A 15,335-nucleotide genomic window follows, 5' to 3' on the forward strand; every position below is an offset into this window, starting at 1 on the left:
GGCGGGGCCACGCGCCATGAAGGGCCGGGCGCTCGACGAGGAGAACCCGACCCTTCTCTCGGCGTGCCGCCGCCACCCGTCCGGATCAGTACGGGCAGGTGCTGCGGTACTCGCTGATCGCGATGCTCGAGGACGGCGCAGGGCACAGGAACTGGTCGTACCGCAGGTCATCATCGACGAACCGCTTGAGCCAGGAGATGCTGTACCTGGCGATCGTCGTGTTGTCCGTGTTCGGCGCGAAGTGGCTGGCGCCGCGTAGCTCCAGATAGGCCTTGTCGGCGGAACCGGGCAGGGACTCGTAGAACGGCTCGGCGTGCCGCCGCACCGAGGCGATCGAGTCGTTCTCCGCGCCGACGACGAGGGTCGGCGTGCTCACCTCCGGCCACGTCTTGTCCGTGTTCCACGGCGTCAGCGGGATGGCTGCCTGCAGCGACGGTTCGTCCTTGGCCGCCTCCAGCGCTCCCCCGCCGCCCATCGAGTGGCCCATGACGGCCAACCGGTCGGCGTCGATCCGGTCGCTGACGGCGCTGCGCGTCGTCAGGTAGTCCAGTGCCCGCAGCAGCTGGTCGCCCCGTGACGACGGCTGGTCCGACGTGGTGTTCGTGTCGATGGTGAAGACGACGAACCCCTGCGAGGCCAGCCGCGGGCCGAGCCAGGCCATGGTGGACTGCGAAGCGGTGTAGCCGGGGGCGACCGCCACCGCGCCGAACGTTCCGGCGGCGGTCGTGGTCGGGTAGTAGATGGTGCCGCCACCGAATCCGGTGACGGCCCAGCGCGAAACACTGCGTTCCGCGACATCGAACGAACCCCGCCGGGCCTCGATGCTCGACACGGTCGGGTCGGGACCACGTTCGTACGGGTTGTCGTCGGCGGCGGAGGCGACCGGGATACCGACGACGGCGGTGCCGGCGAGCAGCAGCCCGGTCACGAGCGCTGCACCGACCTTGCGGATCAGATGTCTCATGAATTGCCCCTTTGCGATCGACAAGACAGCGACTGACCCGAATGACGATAAAGTAGCTCTACCAACCGGTCAAGACATTCTGGAGATTGATGCACCCACCTATGGCTAGGGTCGGTACCGTGAACGAGCACGTGGACGGCCGCAAGCTGCGCTTCGAGCACCGCCGCGGCGAGGTCCTGCGCGCGGCGACCGACCACGCGCTCGACCATGGCCTGGCCGGCCTGTCGCTGCGCAAGGTGGCCCAGACGGTCGGCGTCAGCCACGCGACGCTGGTGCACCACTTCGAGACGAAGGACGGGCTGGTCGCCGAGATCGTCGACCTGGTCCTGGCCCGCTCGCTCGCGCTCCCGGACCTCGCCGACGACGACCCGGCGCCGCTGGAGACCATCTGGCGGCGGGCGACGTCGGACGACGGGCGGCCCTATGTCCGGCTGTTCATCGCGATCACCGGCCACGCCATGCACGACAACCCAGCCCTGCGGGACGCGGTGGCCCGGTCGATGAAGCAGCGCACGGACCTGCTCGCCGCGGGGCTGGTGCGGCACGGCTGCCCCGAGGCGGAGGCCACCGCCCTGGCCACGTCCCTCCTGGCCACGTTGCGGGGGCTGCTCACCGACCTCCTCACCACCGACGACGAGCAGCGCGTCCGGGCGGCCTTCGACGACGTGGCCGCGGAGCTGGAGAGCCGCAGCGCCCGATGGCCCCCGCCGAACCGGTAGTTCCGGCACGCGGGGGCCTGCTGAACCATGCTCAGGAGCCCGCGCCCTCCGGCGACACCGCCAGCCGCGTGTTCCACGGGTCGGCGAAGCGGAGCGTCTCCCCGTCGTCGGCGGTCTGGATACCGTGGAACCGGAGGCGGTCGGCGAGGGCCTCGACGTCGGTCCGGGTGGGGACGAGGATCCGCACGTCCCCCAGCCCGAGGGACGCGGCGCGCGGTGCCGCGCCGGCGCTGCGCCAGGTGTTCATGCCGATGTGGTGGTGGTAGCCGCCCGCCGACACGAACAGGGCGGAGTCCCCCAGCCGCGCGGTGACGTCGAACCCGAGCGTGTCCACGTAGAACCGCTGCGCGGACGCGAGGTCGCCCACCTGGAGGTGGACGTGCCCGATGGCGGCGGAGGCGCCGGCGTCCGGAGCCTCCGGCTCGTGCCACTGCCGCAGGAACTGGTTCGGGTCGAGGTACTCGCTGGCCATCGCCACCGTGCCGTCCGGGTGGACGGTCCACTCCTCGCGGGGGCGGTCGCGGTACAGCTCGACGCCGTTGCCCTCCGGGTCGGTGAAGTAGAACGCCTCGCTCACCAGGTGGTCGGCGCTACCGGTGTAGGTCTGCGGCACGCGCTGCGCCATGGAGGCCAGCGACGCCGCCAGACGCCGCTCGTCCTCGAAGAGGATGGCCGTGTGATAGAGCCCCGCACCGCGGGGATCCGCGCCCGGCAGGTCCCGTTCCTGGCGCAGCACCATGATCGGCACGCCGCCACGGCCCAGCGTGGCCGTGGCACCGGCGTGGTCGAGCACGTCGAGGGTGACGGCCTGCTGGTAGTACGCCGTCATGACGTCGAGGTCGCGCACGAGCAGCTCCACGGTGTTCATCCGGGTACCGTCCGGCGCCGCACCCGGCGTGGCCACGCCGTGCTGCTGCCACGCCGGCGCGGTGCGGTGCTCGCCCATCAGGACACCACCGCGAGGCCGCCGGTCCAGGAGATCTTCTCCGCCCCGGCGAGAGTCATCTGCAGGAACCCGACCGCCTCCAGCTCCCGCGCCCGCTTGAGCGAGCCGGCGTCGACGGCGCGCAGACCGGCCGCGGTGGCCAGGTCGACGAGGGTCTCCTTGGCGGTCGCGTCGTCGCCGGCGACGAGCACCGTCGTCGGCACGGCGCCGATCTCACCGGCGGCGAGGGTGCCACCGAAGTTGGTGTTGAACGCCTTGACGACCTTCGCGTCGGGGGCGGCGTCCTGCAGCAGCCTCGCGGCCGACGAGTCGGCAGGGACCACCAGGTCGTCGAACGTGCTGAAGTCGACAGGGTTGCTGACGTCCACGAGGACCTTGCCGGCGAAGCCGCCCGGGTAGGCGCTCAGCACGTCGGTCACGGCGCCGTAGGGGACGGCGAGCACGACGACGTCGCCCGTCACCTCGTCGCCGACCGTTCCGGCGGTACCGCCCAGCGGGGCCGCGACCGCACGCGCCTTCTCGACGTCGCGAGCGAGCACCTGCACGCCCGTCCCGCCCTTCGCGGCGACGCCCGCGACGACGCTGCCGAAGTTTCCTGCTCCGATGACGGTGACCGTGGTCATGTCCGCTCCCTAGATAGTTGTTACTACAACCAACGCACCCGAGTGTGGCACCATTTACTTGTTGCGTCAACCAATCGTTAGGATGGGCTCGTGAGACGACGCGTACCGCGGATGAACGACCAGGAGTCGGCGGCCTGGCTGGGCCTGACCGCCGTGTTCCAGCTGCTGCCCGCCGCGCTGGACCGGCAGCTCCAGCGCGACTCGGGGATCACGCACTTCGAGTTCGTCGTGCTGTCCACGCTCCAGCTCAGCCCTGAGCCGACGATGCGCATGACCGAGCTCGCCGAGGCCACGGTCGCCACCCTGCCCCGCCTGTCCCACGTCTGCGGACGTCTGGAGAAGCGCGGTCTCATCGAGCGCTCCCCCTGCCCGGAGGACCGCCGCGCCACCAACGCCCGGCTCACGGCCGACGGCCGGCGCGAACTGATCCGCTCCGTCCCCGGTCACATCGCGACGGCGCGGCGGCTGGTCATCGACGCGCTCACGCCGGAACAGCTCGACGCGCTGGCCGGTATCACCGCCACGATCACGGCCCGCCTAGCAGAAGAGCCGCCAGCCCCCTGACCCGCCGCCTCCGCCGCCCGGCGCGCGGCGGGCCGGGGAGCATGAGGGGTCACAGTGCGCGGGGCGTCGAGCGCCGGCGCATCTTGACGTAGTTGCCGCACCCGGACATGGAGCACCAGCGCCTGGCGTGGTTGCGGGAGGCGTCGTAGAACGCCCAGCGGCACGTGTCGCGCGCGCAGACCTTGAGCCGCTCCCAGTCGCCGGCCGCCTCGCACCGGCGGACGGCGTCGAGCACGCCGGCGATGCCCCGCTCGAACCCGGTGCCGGATCCCTCGAGCCGGATCCCGCCGTCGGTGTCGAACACGGCGCGCAGCGGGATGCGGCCGAGCTCGGAGTCGAGTGCCCGGCGGGCCGCCGGGTCGGCGTCGTGCCCGGCGTGGGTCAGCAGGACGGCGCGCAGCCCCTCCCGGATCCGGCGGGCGGCGGCGACGTCGTCCGACGTCAGGCGAGCGCTCGCCGAGGCGAGGCCGCGCGCCGCGAACCAGTCCCGGAGGGCCGTTGCGCTGTCGAGGCTCTCCGCGTCCTCCTGCGGCTCGTAGCTGTTGACGAAGTCGCGCACGACCGTGGCGGCGGGCGGCGCCCACGTGTCGAAGTCGTTCCCGGCGGACTGCATGACACCAGCGTAACCACTTGACCGGTGTCCTGGCATCGACCACCATGACACCGGCTAACGTCCGACGATGGTGTACGGAGGGATGATGACGACGGCTCGTGCAGGCGTGGTGCGGCAGACGGGGCTGCTGGTGGTCGTGCTCGGTCTGCTCACGACGCTCGGCCCGTTGTCGATCGACCTCTACCTCCCGGCGTTCCCCGCCCTGCAGCGGCAGTTCGGCGCGGACGACGGCGCCGTGCAGCTGACCCTCGCCGGCATGACGGTCGGTCTCGCGCTCGGGAACCTGGTCGCGGGGGCGTGGAGCGACCGGGTGGGCCGCCGTCGGCCGCTGCTGCTCGCGACGGCGCTGCACGTCGTGGTCACCCTCGCGTGCGCGGCGGCGCCGACGCTGGAGGTCCTCACCGTCCTGCGGGTGGTCCAGGGCGTTGCGGCCGCCGGCAGCTCTGTGCTCGTGCTCGCCGTAGCCCGCGACGTCAGCGACGGGCCGGCGCTCGTCCGGCTCGTCTCGCGCATCACGCTCGTCACGACGACGGTCCCGCTGCTCGCGCCGGTCGCCGGGGCGGCTCTGCTCCCGCTGGTCGGCTGGCGCGGGATCTTCGCGGTCCTCGGCGTCTTCGCGGCCCTGGTCCTGGCCGTGACGGCCGCGGTCGTACCGGAGACGGGCCGCGCCGTCGGCGGAGACGACCGGTCCTCGCTCTCGCGCGCGCTCGCCGTCGTGCGTGACCCAGGGTTCCGCATCGCGACGCTGCTCGGCGCCATGACCTACGCGGGCGTCTACGCCTACGTCGCCGCGTCACCGCTCCTGCTCCAGGGCGTCCACGGCATCTCGCCGACGCAGTTCGCTATCGTGTTCCTGGCGAACTCGCTCGGTCTCGTCGTCGGCGTCCAGACGAGCGCGGTGCTCCACCGGCGCCGGCCGGGCGCACCGGTGCTCGCCGGGTTCGCTGCCCTCACCGCCGTCGCGGCGATCGCGATCGTCCCGCTGGAGCACGCGGGCGCTGGCATCGCGGGCCTGCTCGTGTGCCTGTGGCTCTTCGTCACGGGCTGCGGCGGCTGCTTCGCCGGTGCGGCCGGGCGTGCGCTGCGCGACCAGTCCGCGCAGGCCGGTACCGCCACCTCCGTCTACGGCTTCAGCACCTTCGCGGCAGCCGGTCTCGTCGCGCCCGTCGCGGGCGTGATCGGGCTCCGGGACGCCACACCGATCGCGGTGGTCCTGGCCGCCACGGCCCTCGTCGGGACGACGGCGGCCGTCCTGATGTTCGTCCGAGACCGACCGTGAGCCGTTCGACCCGTCAGGAGACCCGTACCGTGTTCGATCTGCCCGGACTTCGCCGCCATCTCCCCCTCGCGGTCGCGCTGGGTGTTGACTCGATCGGCACAGGGATCAGCGGGCCGCTGCTGCTCCTGTTCCTGACCCGTGTCGCCGACATCCCGCTGGCGCAGGCGGGGCTCACGCTCTCGGCGACGTTCGCCGTCGCGCTGATCGTGCCCGCGGTCGTCGGCCAGGTGGTGACCCGGATCGGTGGCCGGAACGTCCTGCTCGCCGCGCAGGTCCTCCAGGCGGTCGGCCTCTCCGGGCTGCTCGTCGCCCGCGATCTCCCGGCGATCGCCGCCTGCACCCTGGTCGCCGCGATCGGCCAGCGAGCCTTCTGGTCGTCCGTCTTCGCCGTCATCGCCGACGCCTCCGACTCCGGACCGGCCGACGACAAGGACCGCTGGTTCGCCCTGACCAACATGGTGCAGAACACCGGCTACGCGCTCGGCGCCCTGACGGCCGGGGCGCTGCTCCTCATCCCTGGCGACCTGCCCTACCTGCTGGCCGTCGGCACCAACGCCGCCTGCTTCGTGATCTCCGCGTTGCTGCTCCTTGGTTACCGGCCGAACCGGCAGGATCCCGCCGGCACGCCGGCGCCGGCCACGACGCCGGCCACGACGCCGACCACGCCGGCCCGGGCCCATCGCGTCCCCTCGTTGCCGTACCTCGGTCTCATCGGCGTCGGGGCGCTGTTCGCCTTCTGCAGCACCATCCTCGGGTCCGGGCTCGGGGTGTACGTCGTCGACGGCCTGGCCGGGCCCGCCGCCGTCGTCGGCCCGCTGCTCGCGATCAACACGGTACTCAGCGCGTTCGGGCAGGCGCCGGCGGTGCGTCTCACCCGGAGGTACTCGCGCGTGCGGGTGATGGTCCTCGCCGGACTCATCTGGTGCGCCTGGGGGCTGTACACGGCGGCGCTCGGGATCGATACGCCGGCGACGCTGATCGTGCCTGGCCTGGTGCTCTCGGTGCTCGTCTACTCCGTGGCCGAGCTCCTGCACGGGCCGCGCTCGATCGCCTACGCCGCCGACGCCGCGCCGCCAGGACAACGCAGCACCTACCTGTCGTGGTTCCAGTACAGCTTTGCCATCGCCAACATCGCCGCCCCCGGGGTCTTCGCCGCCAGCTTCACCGTGGACCCGGGGCTGCCCTGGGTCATCACCTCGGTGGTCGCCCTCGTCGCCTGCGTGGGTCTGGTGCTCGTCGCGAGGGCGCTGCCGCCACAGGCGGGACGCCCGTGACCGGCGTCGAGATCCGGCCGCGGCGCCAGGTCTCGCGCATCTCCTGACAGCAGACCGCCGCAACTGCCTCCGCCAACCCGCCGTAGGCTCCGTGCGTGGTGAGGAACAGACAGCCGCTCGGGCGGGCGTTGCGAAATGTCGTCGTGGCCAACGTCAGCTCGAGCCTCGGCGACGGCATAGCGAAGGTAGCGGCTCCCCTGCTGGCCGCACGGCTGACCGACGACCCGCTGCTCGTCTCCGGCATCGCGGCGGTGTCGATGCTGCCGTGGCTGATCTTCTCCATCCCGGCGGGCATCCTGCTGGACCGGATCGACCGGCGGCGCGCCATGGCCCTCGCCAACGGCGTCCGGACCCTCCTCGCCACCCTCCTCCTGGTCCTGTACGCCACCGACACCCTGACGATCTGGTGGCTCTACGCCGTCATGTTCACCTACGGGGCGTTCGAGACCGTGTACGACGGCGCCCTCCGCGCCGTGCTGCCCTCCGTCGTCACCCGGCCCGACCTGCCCCGGGCCAACTCGCGCATCGAGGCCGGCGAGATCGTCGTCGAACGGTTCCTGTCCGGGCCGCTGACCTCCGCGCTGTTCGCCGTCTCCGTGATCGTCCCGCTCGGCATCAACGTGCTGACCTACGCGGTCGCCGGCCTCATGGCCCTGCTCCTCCCCCACGCCGCCGCCGGCGCCCACCGCACCGACCCGACCGGCGAGCCGCACGTCGCCTGGTACCGGCAGTTCACCGACGGCTTCCGGTACATCGTGGGCGACCCGATGCTGCGCACGCTCTGGATCATCAGCGTGGCGATCGCCCTGTGCTTCTCCGCCGCCACCGCCACGATGGTGCTGTACGTGCTGAACCGGCTCGGCCTGCCGGAAGCCTGGTACGGCGCCTTCATCCTGACCGGCGCCGTCGGGTCGCTCGGTGCCGCGGCGCTCGCCGACCGGCTCAAGGCCCGGTTCGGCGCCGGGCCCGTGATGGCCGTGGCACAGACCTTGTCGCTGGCCGCGCTGGTGCTGATGGGCGCCGTCCCCGTGCTCGGCGTGGTCGCGTTCGGCTACCTCCTGTCCGCCGGCGGCACCACGGCGTGGAACATCCTGGTCATGTCGCTGCGCCAGGCCGCGGTACCGGGCCGGCTGCTCGGCCGGGTCCACGGCACCTGGCGCACCCTGCTCTGGGGCACGATGCCGCTCGGCTCGCTGCTGGGCGGGCTGCTGGGCAGGGTCGACCTGCGGGCGCCGTTCCTGATCGCCGGCGGGCTCGCGACGATCATCGCCCTCGTGTCGTTCCGGTTCCTGGCCGGTCTGCCCAACCCGGAGGACCTGGAGGACGTGGCCTGAGGGGCGCGTCGGTCAGGCGAGGGAGAACAGTGGGCCCGTGATCGTGAGGCCCGGTTCCTGGCTGAACGCCCAGAAGAACGCCAGGGAGGCACCCGCGAGCGCCACGTCCTTGTTGAAGTGCACCATCTCGCCCTGCTTGGTCGCCGGGTCGTCCTCGCGCCAGAACGCGTGCATGAGGAACGCCGTCGGGAGGAGGAAGGCGAGCAGCAGCAGCGCGCCGAGGTCGCCCCAGATGCCGAGCAGCACGGACAGCGCGCCGAGCAGCATCAGCAGGCCGCTGCCGAGCGTGGCCGGTCGGGCCATCGGCACGCCCTTGGCGGACGCGTAGCCGGCCATGCCGTCCGTCTGGGTCAGGTGGTTGAGGGCGCTGCCCAGGAAGAGGGCCACGAAGAGCAGCCGGGCGATCAGCAGTACGACGTCCATGGTCGCCTCCGGTGGGGACGCAGTGTGTCGCTCACGCTTTCTTCAACCTTAACGTCATCCGGACGTGAACAGCCCGCTGTACGCGTTGAGGGCGGGCTGCCCGCCGAGGTGGGCGTAGAGGACGGTGGAGCTCGCCGGGATCTCGCCGCTCGTGACGAGGTCGACGAGGCCGGCCATCGACTTGCCCTCGTAGACCGGGTCGATGATGACTCCCTCCAGCCTGCCGGTGAGCCGGATGGCGTCGAGCGTCGACTCGACCGGGATCCCGTACCTGTCGCCGGCCCAGCCGGGCAGCACGGTGATCTCGTCGTCGCGCAGCGGCCGCTCGACGCCGATCAGCTCGGCCGTGGCCCGCGCGATCCGGGCGACCTGGTCGCGGGTGTCGGTGAGCTTCGCGCTGGCGTCGATCCCGATCACCCGGCGGGGCCTGCCGCCGGCCTCCTCGAGCGCGGCGAACCCGGCGATCATGCCTGCCAGGGTCGAGCCCGTGACGGCGCAGACCACGATCGTGTCGAAGAAGACGCCCAGCTCACGCTCCTGCTGCTCCACCTCGTGGGCCCAGTGGGCGAACCCGAGGCCGCCGAGCCGGTGGTCGCTGGCGCCCGCCGGGATCGCGTACGGCGTGCCGCCGCGCTCCGTGACGTCCTCGATCGCACGGGCCCAGGAGTCCTTGAACCCGATGCCGAAGCCGGCCGGGTCCAGGCGCACCTCCGCACCCATGATGCGGCTGAGCATGATGTTGCCGACGCGGTCGGCCACGGAGTCGGGCCAGTCGACCCAGTTCTCCTGGACCAGCACTGCCTTCAGGCCCAGCGACGCGGCCACTGCGGCGACCTGGCGCGTGTGGTTGGACTGGTAGCCGCCGATCGAGACGAGCGTGTCCGCGCCCTGTGCGAGGGCGTCCGGGACGATGTACTCCAGCTTGCGGGTCTTGTTGCCGCCGTAGGCGAGGCCCGCGTTGCAGTCCTCACGCTTGGCCCAGACCGAGGCGCCGCCGAGGTGGGCGGTCAGCCGGGGCAGCGGATGGACCGGGCTCGGCCCGAAGGTGAGCGGGTGGCGGGGAAAGTCGGCCAGGGCCATGGGTACTCCTCGTCGGCGACACTCGATAGCGAGAATGCAATATATTACATACCTGAGTCGCCATGACGCTACGAGGAGCGCCGAGGCATCAGCCTGCCTCGACGGCGCTCCGGTGCCGCAGCGCCCCTCCGGGACGAGCAGGAGTCCGTTCACCGTCCTCGACCACCGGCTTCCCGCCCACCAGCACCCACGGGATGCCGTCGGCCGTCAGGCGCGGCTCGTCCGGCGTCGCACGGTCCGAGACGGTCGCGGGATCGAAGACGACGACGTCGGCCACGAAACCCTCGGCGATCCGGCCCCGGTCGTGCAGGCCGAGCCGTGCCGCGGGCCGGGCGGCGAGGTGGACGATCATCTCGGCGAGCGACAGCACGCCCTCCTCGCGCACGTAGCGCCCGAGGTAGCGCGGGAAGGTGCCGTACGCACGGGGATGCGGCTTGGCACCCACGAGGATCCCGTCGCTCCCCCCGGTGTGCCGGCGGTGGCGCATGATCTCGCGGACGTTCTGCTCGTCGCCGACGTGCTGCAGGATGCTCGTGCCGAGGCGGTCGGAAACCAGCAGGTCGAAGAAGACCTCGGCCGGCGACCGCCGTTCGTCCGCGGCGATCCGGGCCACGGTGCGGCCCACCCGGTCGCCGAGCGCCGGGTCGCGCACCCCGGCGATCTCGATGGTGGTCCAGTCGACGGGCACGCCGTGGCAGCCGTCGCTGCCGACCACCTCGACCTGGTGCGCGATCCGGTGCCGCTCCCCCGGGTCGCGCAGCCGTGCGAGCGTCGCCTCGGGCCCTCCGATCGCCGCGCGGCTCGGGAGCAGCGCCGACAGCGTCGTCGAGCCGGGCAGGTACGGATAGGAGTCGAGCGTGACGTCGACGCCGCCGGCGAGCGCCCGGTCGACCAGCGCCAGCAGCTCCCCCGCCCGTCCGCGGTTCTCGGGAAAGTTCATGGTCGCGTGGGTGAGGTGCAGGGCACACCGCGCCCGCTGGGCGACGTCGACCATCTCGGCGTAGGCCTCCAGGGCGCCCGCACCGTAGGACCGCTGGTGCGGAGCGTAGAAGCCGCCGTGCCTCGCGACGACCTCGCACAGGGCGACCAGCTCGTCGGTGCTCGCGAACCCGCCCGGGACGTAGGTGAGCCCCGACGACAGGCCGAACGCGCCCTCCCGCATGCCCTGGTCCACCTGCGCGCGCATCGCGACGAGATCGGACGCCGACGCGGGCCGGTCGCCGGTTCCGATGACGTTCATCCGGATGGTGCCCTGCGGCAGCAGGTAGGCGACGTTGGTCGCGCTGCCGCGGCGGTCGATCTCCGCGAGGTACCCGGCCACCGACCGCCACGCGAGATCGACCGTGGCGGGGGTGCCGTTCCAGCCCGCGATCTGCTCGCGCACCGTGGCCATCGTCTCGTCGGTCACCGGTGCGTACGAGAGCCCGTCCTGGCCCACCACCTCGGTGGTCACGCCCTGGCTGACCTTGGCACGGTGGTCTCCGTCGGCGAGGACCGCGAGGTCGGAGTGGGCATGCATGTCGATGAACCCGGGCGCGACGGCCAGACCGTCGGCGTCGACCACCCGCGCGTCAGGAGCGTCGATCCGGCCGCCCACGCCGGCGATCCGCCCGCCGCGCACCAGCACGTCGCCCGGCACCGGCTCCTGGCCGCTACCGTCGACGATCAGGCCGCCGCGCAGCAGCAGCTCGTCGCTCATACGGGTCCTCAGCGCGGGTCGACGCGGACGAGCTCGCTGATGCCGCGGGTCTCGAGCGCCACCGGGTCCGCCGCGGTCGCGCTCGTCACGACGGCGACGGCGACGCCGTCCTCGCGCAGCGCGTGCCAGCGCTCGAAGACGGCCCCGCCCGGCCCGAGGGCGGCCCGGGAGCGCGGCACGTCGTCCGCGTCGACACCGACCACGACGGCCACGTCACGGACTGGAGCGCTCGCGCGCCCGGCGTCGCGCCGTGCTTCGGCGACCACCTCGGCAAAGCGCCGGCCGAGCGGCTTGACCTGGTTGTGCACGTCGAGCAGGCCGAGCGAGTACTCCAGGTCCTTGTAGTCACCGAGGTCGCGCGTCACGTCGTGCGAGCACCACCAGGTGATCGCGAACAGGTCCTCGGTGGTGAGCGCCGCCTCGATGGTGCGCTCGCAGAACTCGGGCATCTCCGCCTCCACGAGGTTCATCGAGGGCGCGCCGACCTCCTGCAGCCAGACCGGCCGCCGGGGATCCGTCGCGAACGCCTTCGACAGCTCCATCAGCCACTCCGCGTGCCGCACCGACTGCGGCGACAGCGCCCCGTACGTGGCAGCCGTGCCGTTGAAGATCCAGGAGTGCACGGTGGTCATGTCACCGAGACGCGAGGCGTGCACCGGATGGAACGGGTGCTCGTCGCGATACCAGAGATGGTCGTTCTCGCTGTGCACCATGACGTGCCGCGGGTCGCGGTCGCGCGGGGCGTCGAGCAGCGAACGGAGCCAGTGCGTGACCTCTGCGGGCTTGGCGGGCATCGCCGCCGGGTTCGGCCGCTGGAACTGGTTGAGCTCGTTGCCGAGCGTGAGGCCCAGGAAGTTGGGCCGGTCGCGCACGGCGTCGTAGACCGCCGCCACGAGCGCCGCCTGCGCGTCGATCGCCGGCTGGTCGGTGAACATGTTCCCGGCGTGCCAGTTCACGAGCCATGCGGGTACGAAGTCGAACCCCGACATGTGCCCCTGGATCACGTCGACCGCGACGTCGAGGCCGAACTCGCCCGCGAGGTCGGTCACCAGTGCGATGTCGTCAAGTGCCCGGCGTCGGATGAGGGTGCGGTTGGGCTGCAGCACCGGCCAGAGCGGGAAGACGCGGACGTGGTCGACGCCGAGGCCGGCGATCGCCTCGAAGTCGGCACGCACGGCGTCGGGCTCGATCGCCATCCACTGGAACATCCAGTCCTGGGACGGCGTGTAGTTGACGCCGAAGCGCGGTGAGTTCGTGTTCAAGTCCCTCTCAATTCCGTGTGCAGTGCTCGGTCGTGGCTGTGGGCGCGGCCCTTGCGGCTACCCGCCCGTCCCGGGCACGACGATCGCGCCAGGATCCGACGGGGCGGGAGCGGTCGAGTCGCGGGTCATCAGGCGGCGGCCGCCTACCGTCTGCGAGATCGCCCCCTCGCCGCGCACCAGACGCTCCAGGAGTCCGACGGCGGTGCGTGCACTCTCCTCGACGGGCGCGTCGAGCGCGGTGAGGCGGGGGCGCACGAGGGTCGAGACCCAGGAGTCCTCCCATGCGACCACCGAGAGCCGCTCCGGGATGCTGACCCCGATCTCGGGGGCGTGGGCGACGATCTCCGCTGCCATGACCTCGCTGTCGACGATGATCGCCGTCACGGAGCCGATCCGGCCCAGGAGATCGGCCACGGGGTCCTCGGCGGCTGCGTCCCACACGGCGTAGGACGGCTCGATGCCGTGCCCGGCGGCCGCCGTCGCGAAGCGCACGTCACGGGCACGGGTGTGAGCGAGGTTCGGCGCGTCGTTGACGCGGGCGACGCGCCGATGGCCGAGCTCGGCGAGGTGGGCGAGCACCGCCTCGAAGGCGGCCTCGTCGCGCACCGTCACCGCCGGCACCGTCGCGTCGGTGGGCGCGCCGAGCACCACGGCGGGCGCGGCGAGCCGGCCGATCAGGTCGAGCCGCGGATCGTCCGCCCGGACGTCGACGAGCAGGAACGCGTCCACGCGCTGTTCCGCCCACCACTCGCGGTAGACGCGGGCCTCGTCGTCGCCCCGCACGAGCGTGAGCGAGAGCGACCAGCCGATCTCCGCGAGCGGCTCGGTGAGTCCGGCGACGAGCCGCATGAAGAAGGGGTCGCGACCGAACGTGTCGCTCGCGCGGGCGATCACCAGGCCGAGGCTCCGGCCGCCGCGGCCCGAGACCTTGCGGCTCGCGTAGTTCGGGCGCCAGTTGAGCTCGTCGGCCGCCTGCCGGATCCGCGCGGCGGTGGCCGCAGAGACGTTCGGCCGACCGTTGAAGACGTGCGACACCGCGGAGGGGGACACGCCTGCACGGCGCGCGACGGCGGCGATCGTCGCTCGTTTCGGGGGTGTTTCGGTCACGGCCACGAGACTAGGGGGTTGACCCTCCAAAGTAAAGCGGTATACATTCACCGCCAGTCACATTGTGTACCGCTTTACAAGGCTCGGCACGCGGACGTGCCCCGCCGCCTCGATCGACACATCGTCGTTCCAGATCGACAGTTCCAGGAGGTCCCGTGACAGACGGCATCAGCAGGCGCACGTTGCTGGCCGCAGCACTCAGTGGCGGGATCGTCACGCCTCTCCTCGCCGGCTGCGGGGCGCTCGTGCCCGCGTCCAGCGGCCCGAACGTGCTGAGCGTGCACACGCAGATCAGCGGCGCCGTCGCCGGGGCCCAGACGTTCTCGGACGTCGTCGCGGCGTACCAGCGCGACACCGCCCGCCGGGTCGCACTGCTGAAGAACGGCTCCGACCTGCCCATCGTCTTCGAGACGAGCACCCTCGCGGGCAAGGAGGCCGACGTCGCGATCGTCAACATGATGGGACGCACGCTCGCCTGGACGCCCGAGGGCGCCACGGTGCCCGTCGGTGACCATCTTGACGACTGGGGCCTGCGCGACCTCATCATTCCCGAGGCGATCCAGGAGTGGACGGACGAGGAGGGCCGGCTGCGGGCCTTCCCGTTCACGCGGACGAACTGGCCCGTCTCGTTCAACACCAGGCTGCTCGAGGAGGCCGGCGTCGGCATCCCGACGACGTCGGACGAGCTCATCGCCGCGGCGGACGCCCTGCGGTCCAAGGGCATCGGCCCGGTCACCGTCGGCGGCTCGGACTGGAGCGGCCAGAAGATGTTCCTGCAGATCCTGCAGGGCTTCCTCACGCAGGACGAGGCGCGCACCGTGTTCTCGACGGGGAAGATCTCCGAGAGCCCCGGCGCGATCGCCGGCGTCGAGCACTTCGTCGAGCTGCGCGACGCCGGAGTCTTCGTCGACAACGTCCAGGGCTACACGTCCGACTCGGAGCTCACCCAGTTCAACACCCGGAAGGCCGCCATCGTGCCCGCGATGTCGTCGGCCCTCGCCCTGGTCCCGGCCGAGCGTGCGGCAGAGGTCACCGTGGGCGGCTGGCCCAAGCCGTCGAGCGGCGGAGTGCTGGAGCACCCGAGTGTCATCAAGAGCTACAACGGCCACGGCATCTGGATCAGCGAGAACGGCGCGAAGAAGCTCGACCTCATCAAGCCGTTCGTGCAGCACCTGTACAGCGAGCAGGTCACGGACAGGTTCATCCTCGAGTCCGGGCGCGACATGAGCCGCGTCACCGACACCGTCAGCACGGACTTCCCGCTCGTCGCCCAGGCGTCGCGGCTGAAGGACACCGAGGTGTCCCCCGTGATGCTGCCCGACCTGCTCATCCCCGACGCGGTGTTCGAGCCGATGATCCAGGCCACCGCACTGGCCTACGGGTCGGCGTCGGCCGAGCGCATCATCGACGCGTTCGAGCACTCCTACCAGGCGGCCTGACCGTTCGAG

Annotated in this window: 15 protein-coding genes; 6 read left to right on the forward strand and 9 right to left on the reverse strand. The window is 71.9% G+C overall.

Annotation, left to right across the window (positions count from 1 at the left end; translation table 11 throughout):
* Positions 1-85 precede the first annotated feature (85 nt).
* On the reverse strand, positions 86-964 hold the full coding sequence (gene bdeA, locus ACYVK7_RS20625) for a bis(hydroxyethyl) terephthalate hydrolase (RefSeq protein WP_460889586.1): 879 nt from the start codon (positions 962-964) through the stop codon (positions 86-88).
* A gap of 119 nt (positions 965-1,083) precedes the next feature.
* Between bdeA and ACYVK7_RS20630 the strand changes: the two genes are divergently transcribed.
* The gene (locus ACYVK7_RS20630) at positions 1,084-1,683 is read left to right on the forward strand and encodes a TetR/AcrR family transcriptional regulator (RefSeq protein ID WP_460889587.1); all 600 of its coding nucleotides are present in this window, start codon (positions 1,084-1,086) and stop codon (positions 1,681-1,683) included.
* A gap of 31 nt (positions 1,684-1,714) precedes the next feature.
* Here the strand turns inward: ACYVK7_RS20630 and ACYVK7_RS20635 are convergent, their stop codons facing one another.
* Both ACYVK7_RS20635 and ACYVK7_RS20640 read right to left on the reverse strand, forming a co-directional pair.
* A complete protein-coding gene (locus ACYVK7_RS20635; RefSeq protein WP_460889588.1) occupies positions 1,715-2,629 on the reverse strand; it encodes a VOC family protein in 915 nt (304 codons plus the stop codon).
* Complete coding sequence (locus tag ACYVK7_RS20640) at positions 2,629-3,252, reverse strand: NADPH-dependent F420 reductase (RefSeq protein WP_460889589.1); 624 nt, start codon at positions 3,250-3,252, stop codon at positions 2,629-2,631. Before ACYVK7_RS20640 ends, ACYVK7_RS20635 begins: the two co-directional genes overlap by 1 nt.
* Positions 3,253-3,342: 90 nt before the next feature.
* Here ACYVK7_RS20640 and ACYVK7_RS20645 point away from each other — a divergent pair, with 90 nt between their 5' ends.
* The gene (locus ACYVK7_RS20645; protein WP_460889590.1) at positions 3,343-3,816 is read left to right on the forward strand and encodes a MarR family winged helix-turn-helix transcriptional regulator; all 474 of its coding nucleotides are present in this window, start codon (positions 3,343-3,345) and stop codon (positions 3,814-3,816) included.
* 49 nt (positions 3,817-3,865) lie between these two features.
* Here ACYVK7_RS20645 and ACYVK7_RS20650 read toward each other — a convergent pair whose 3' ends face one another.
* Entirely contained in the window at positions 3,866-4,429 is a 564-nt protein-coding gene (locus ACYVK7_RS20650) for a CGNR zinc finger domain-containing protein (RefSeq protein WP_460889591.1), read from the reverse strand.
* A gap of 85 nt (positions 4,430-4,514) precedes the next feature.
* Between ACYVK7_RS20650 and ACYVK7_RS20655 the strand changes: the two genes are divergently transcribed.
* The 3 genes from ACYVK7_RS20655 (at position 4,515) to ACYVK7_RS20665 (ending at position 8,316) form a co-directional block, all read left to right on the forward strand.
* Positions 4,515-5,708, forward strand: coding sequence for a Bcr/CflA family efflux MFS transporter (locus ACYVK7_RS20655; protein ID WP_460889592.1), 1,194 nt, complete (start codon positions 4,515-4,517; stop codon positions 5,706-5,708).
* A gap of 29 nt (positions 5,709-5,737) precedes the next feature.
* A complete protein-coding gene (locus tag ACYVK7_RS20660) occupies positions 5,738-6,982 on the forward strand; it encodes an MFS transporter (RefSeq protein WP_460889593.1) in 1,245 nt (414 codons plus the stop codon).
* Positions 6,983-7,077: 95 nt separating this feature from the next.
* Positions 7,078-8,316, forward strand: coding sequence for an MFS transporter (locus ACYVK7_RS20665; protein ID WP_460889594.1), 1,239 nt, complete (start codon positions 7,078-7,080; stop codon positions 8,314-8,316).
* A gap of 12 nt (positions 8,317-8,328) precedes the next feature.
* On the opposite strand, the gene ACYVK7_RS20670 is transcribed toward ACYVK7_RS20665, so the two are convergent.
* From ACYVK7_RS20670 to ACYVK7_RS20690, 5 genes are all read right to left on the reverse strand, one after another.
* Entirely contained in the window at positions 8,329-8,739 is a 411-nt protein-coding gene (locus ACYVK7_RS20670) for a DoxX family membrane protein (protein WP_460889595.1), read from the reverse strand.
* Between the two features lie 54 nt (positions 8,740-8,793).
* Entirely contained in the window at positions 8,794-9,819 is a 1,026-nt protein-coding gene (locus tag ACYVK7_RS20675; protein ID WP_460889596.1) for a 1-aminocyclopropane-1-carboxylate deaminase, read from the reverse strand.
* Positions 9,820-9,907: 88 nt separating this feature from the next.
* Positions 9,908-11,518 (reverse strand): N-acyl-D-amino-acid deacylase family protein, encoded by a 1,611-nt coding sequence (locus tag ACYVK7_RS20680; RefSeq protein ID WP_460889597.1) that lies wholly within the window; start codon positions 11,516-11,518, stop codon positions 9,908-9,910.
* A gap of 8 nt (positions 11,519-11,526) precedes the next feature.
* Positions 11,527-12,780 (reverse strand): glycoside hydrolase 5 family protein, encoded by a 1,254-nt coding sequence (locus tag ACYVK7_RS20685; RefSeq protein ID WP_460889598.1) that lies wholly within the window; start codon positions 12,778-12,780, stop codon positions 11,527-11,529.
* Positions 12,781-12,837: 57 nt separating this feature from the next.
* The gene (locus tag ACYVK7_RS20690; RefSeq protein ID WP_460889599.1) at positions 12,838-13,887 is read right to left on the reverse strand and encodes a LacI family DNA-binding transcriptional regulator; all 1,050 of its coding nucleotides are present in this window, start codon (positions 13,885-13,887) and stop codon (positions 12,838-12,840) included.
* A 155-nt stretch (positions 13,888-14,042) separates the two neighbouring features.
* Between ACYVK7_RS20690 and ACYVK7_RS20695 the strand changes: the two genes are divergently transcribed.
* Entirely contained in the window at positions 14,043-15,326 is a 1,284-nt protein-coding gene (locus ACYVK7_RS20695; protein WP_460889600.1) for an ABC transporter substrate-binding protein, read from the forward strand.
* Positions 15,327-15,335 lie beyond the last annotated feature (9 nt).

The organism is Promicromonospora xylanilytica (genome assembly GCF_054782895.1).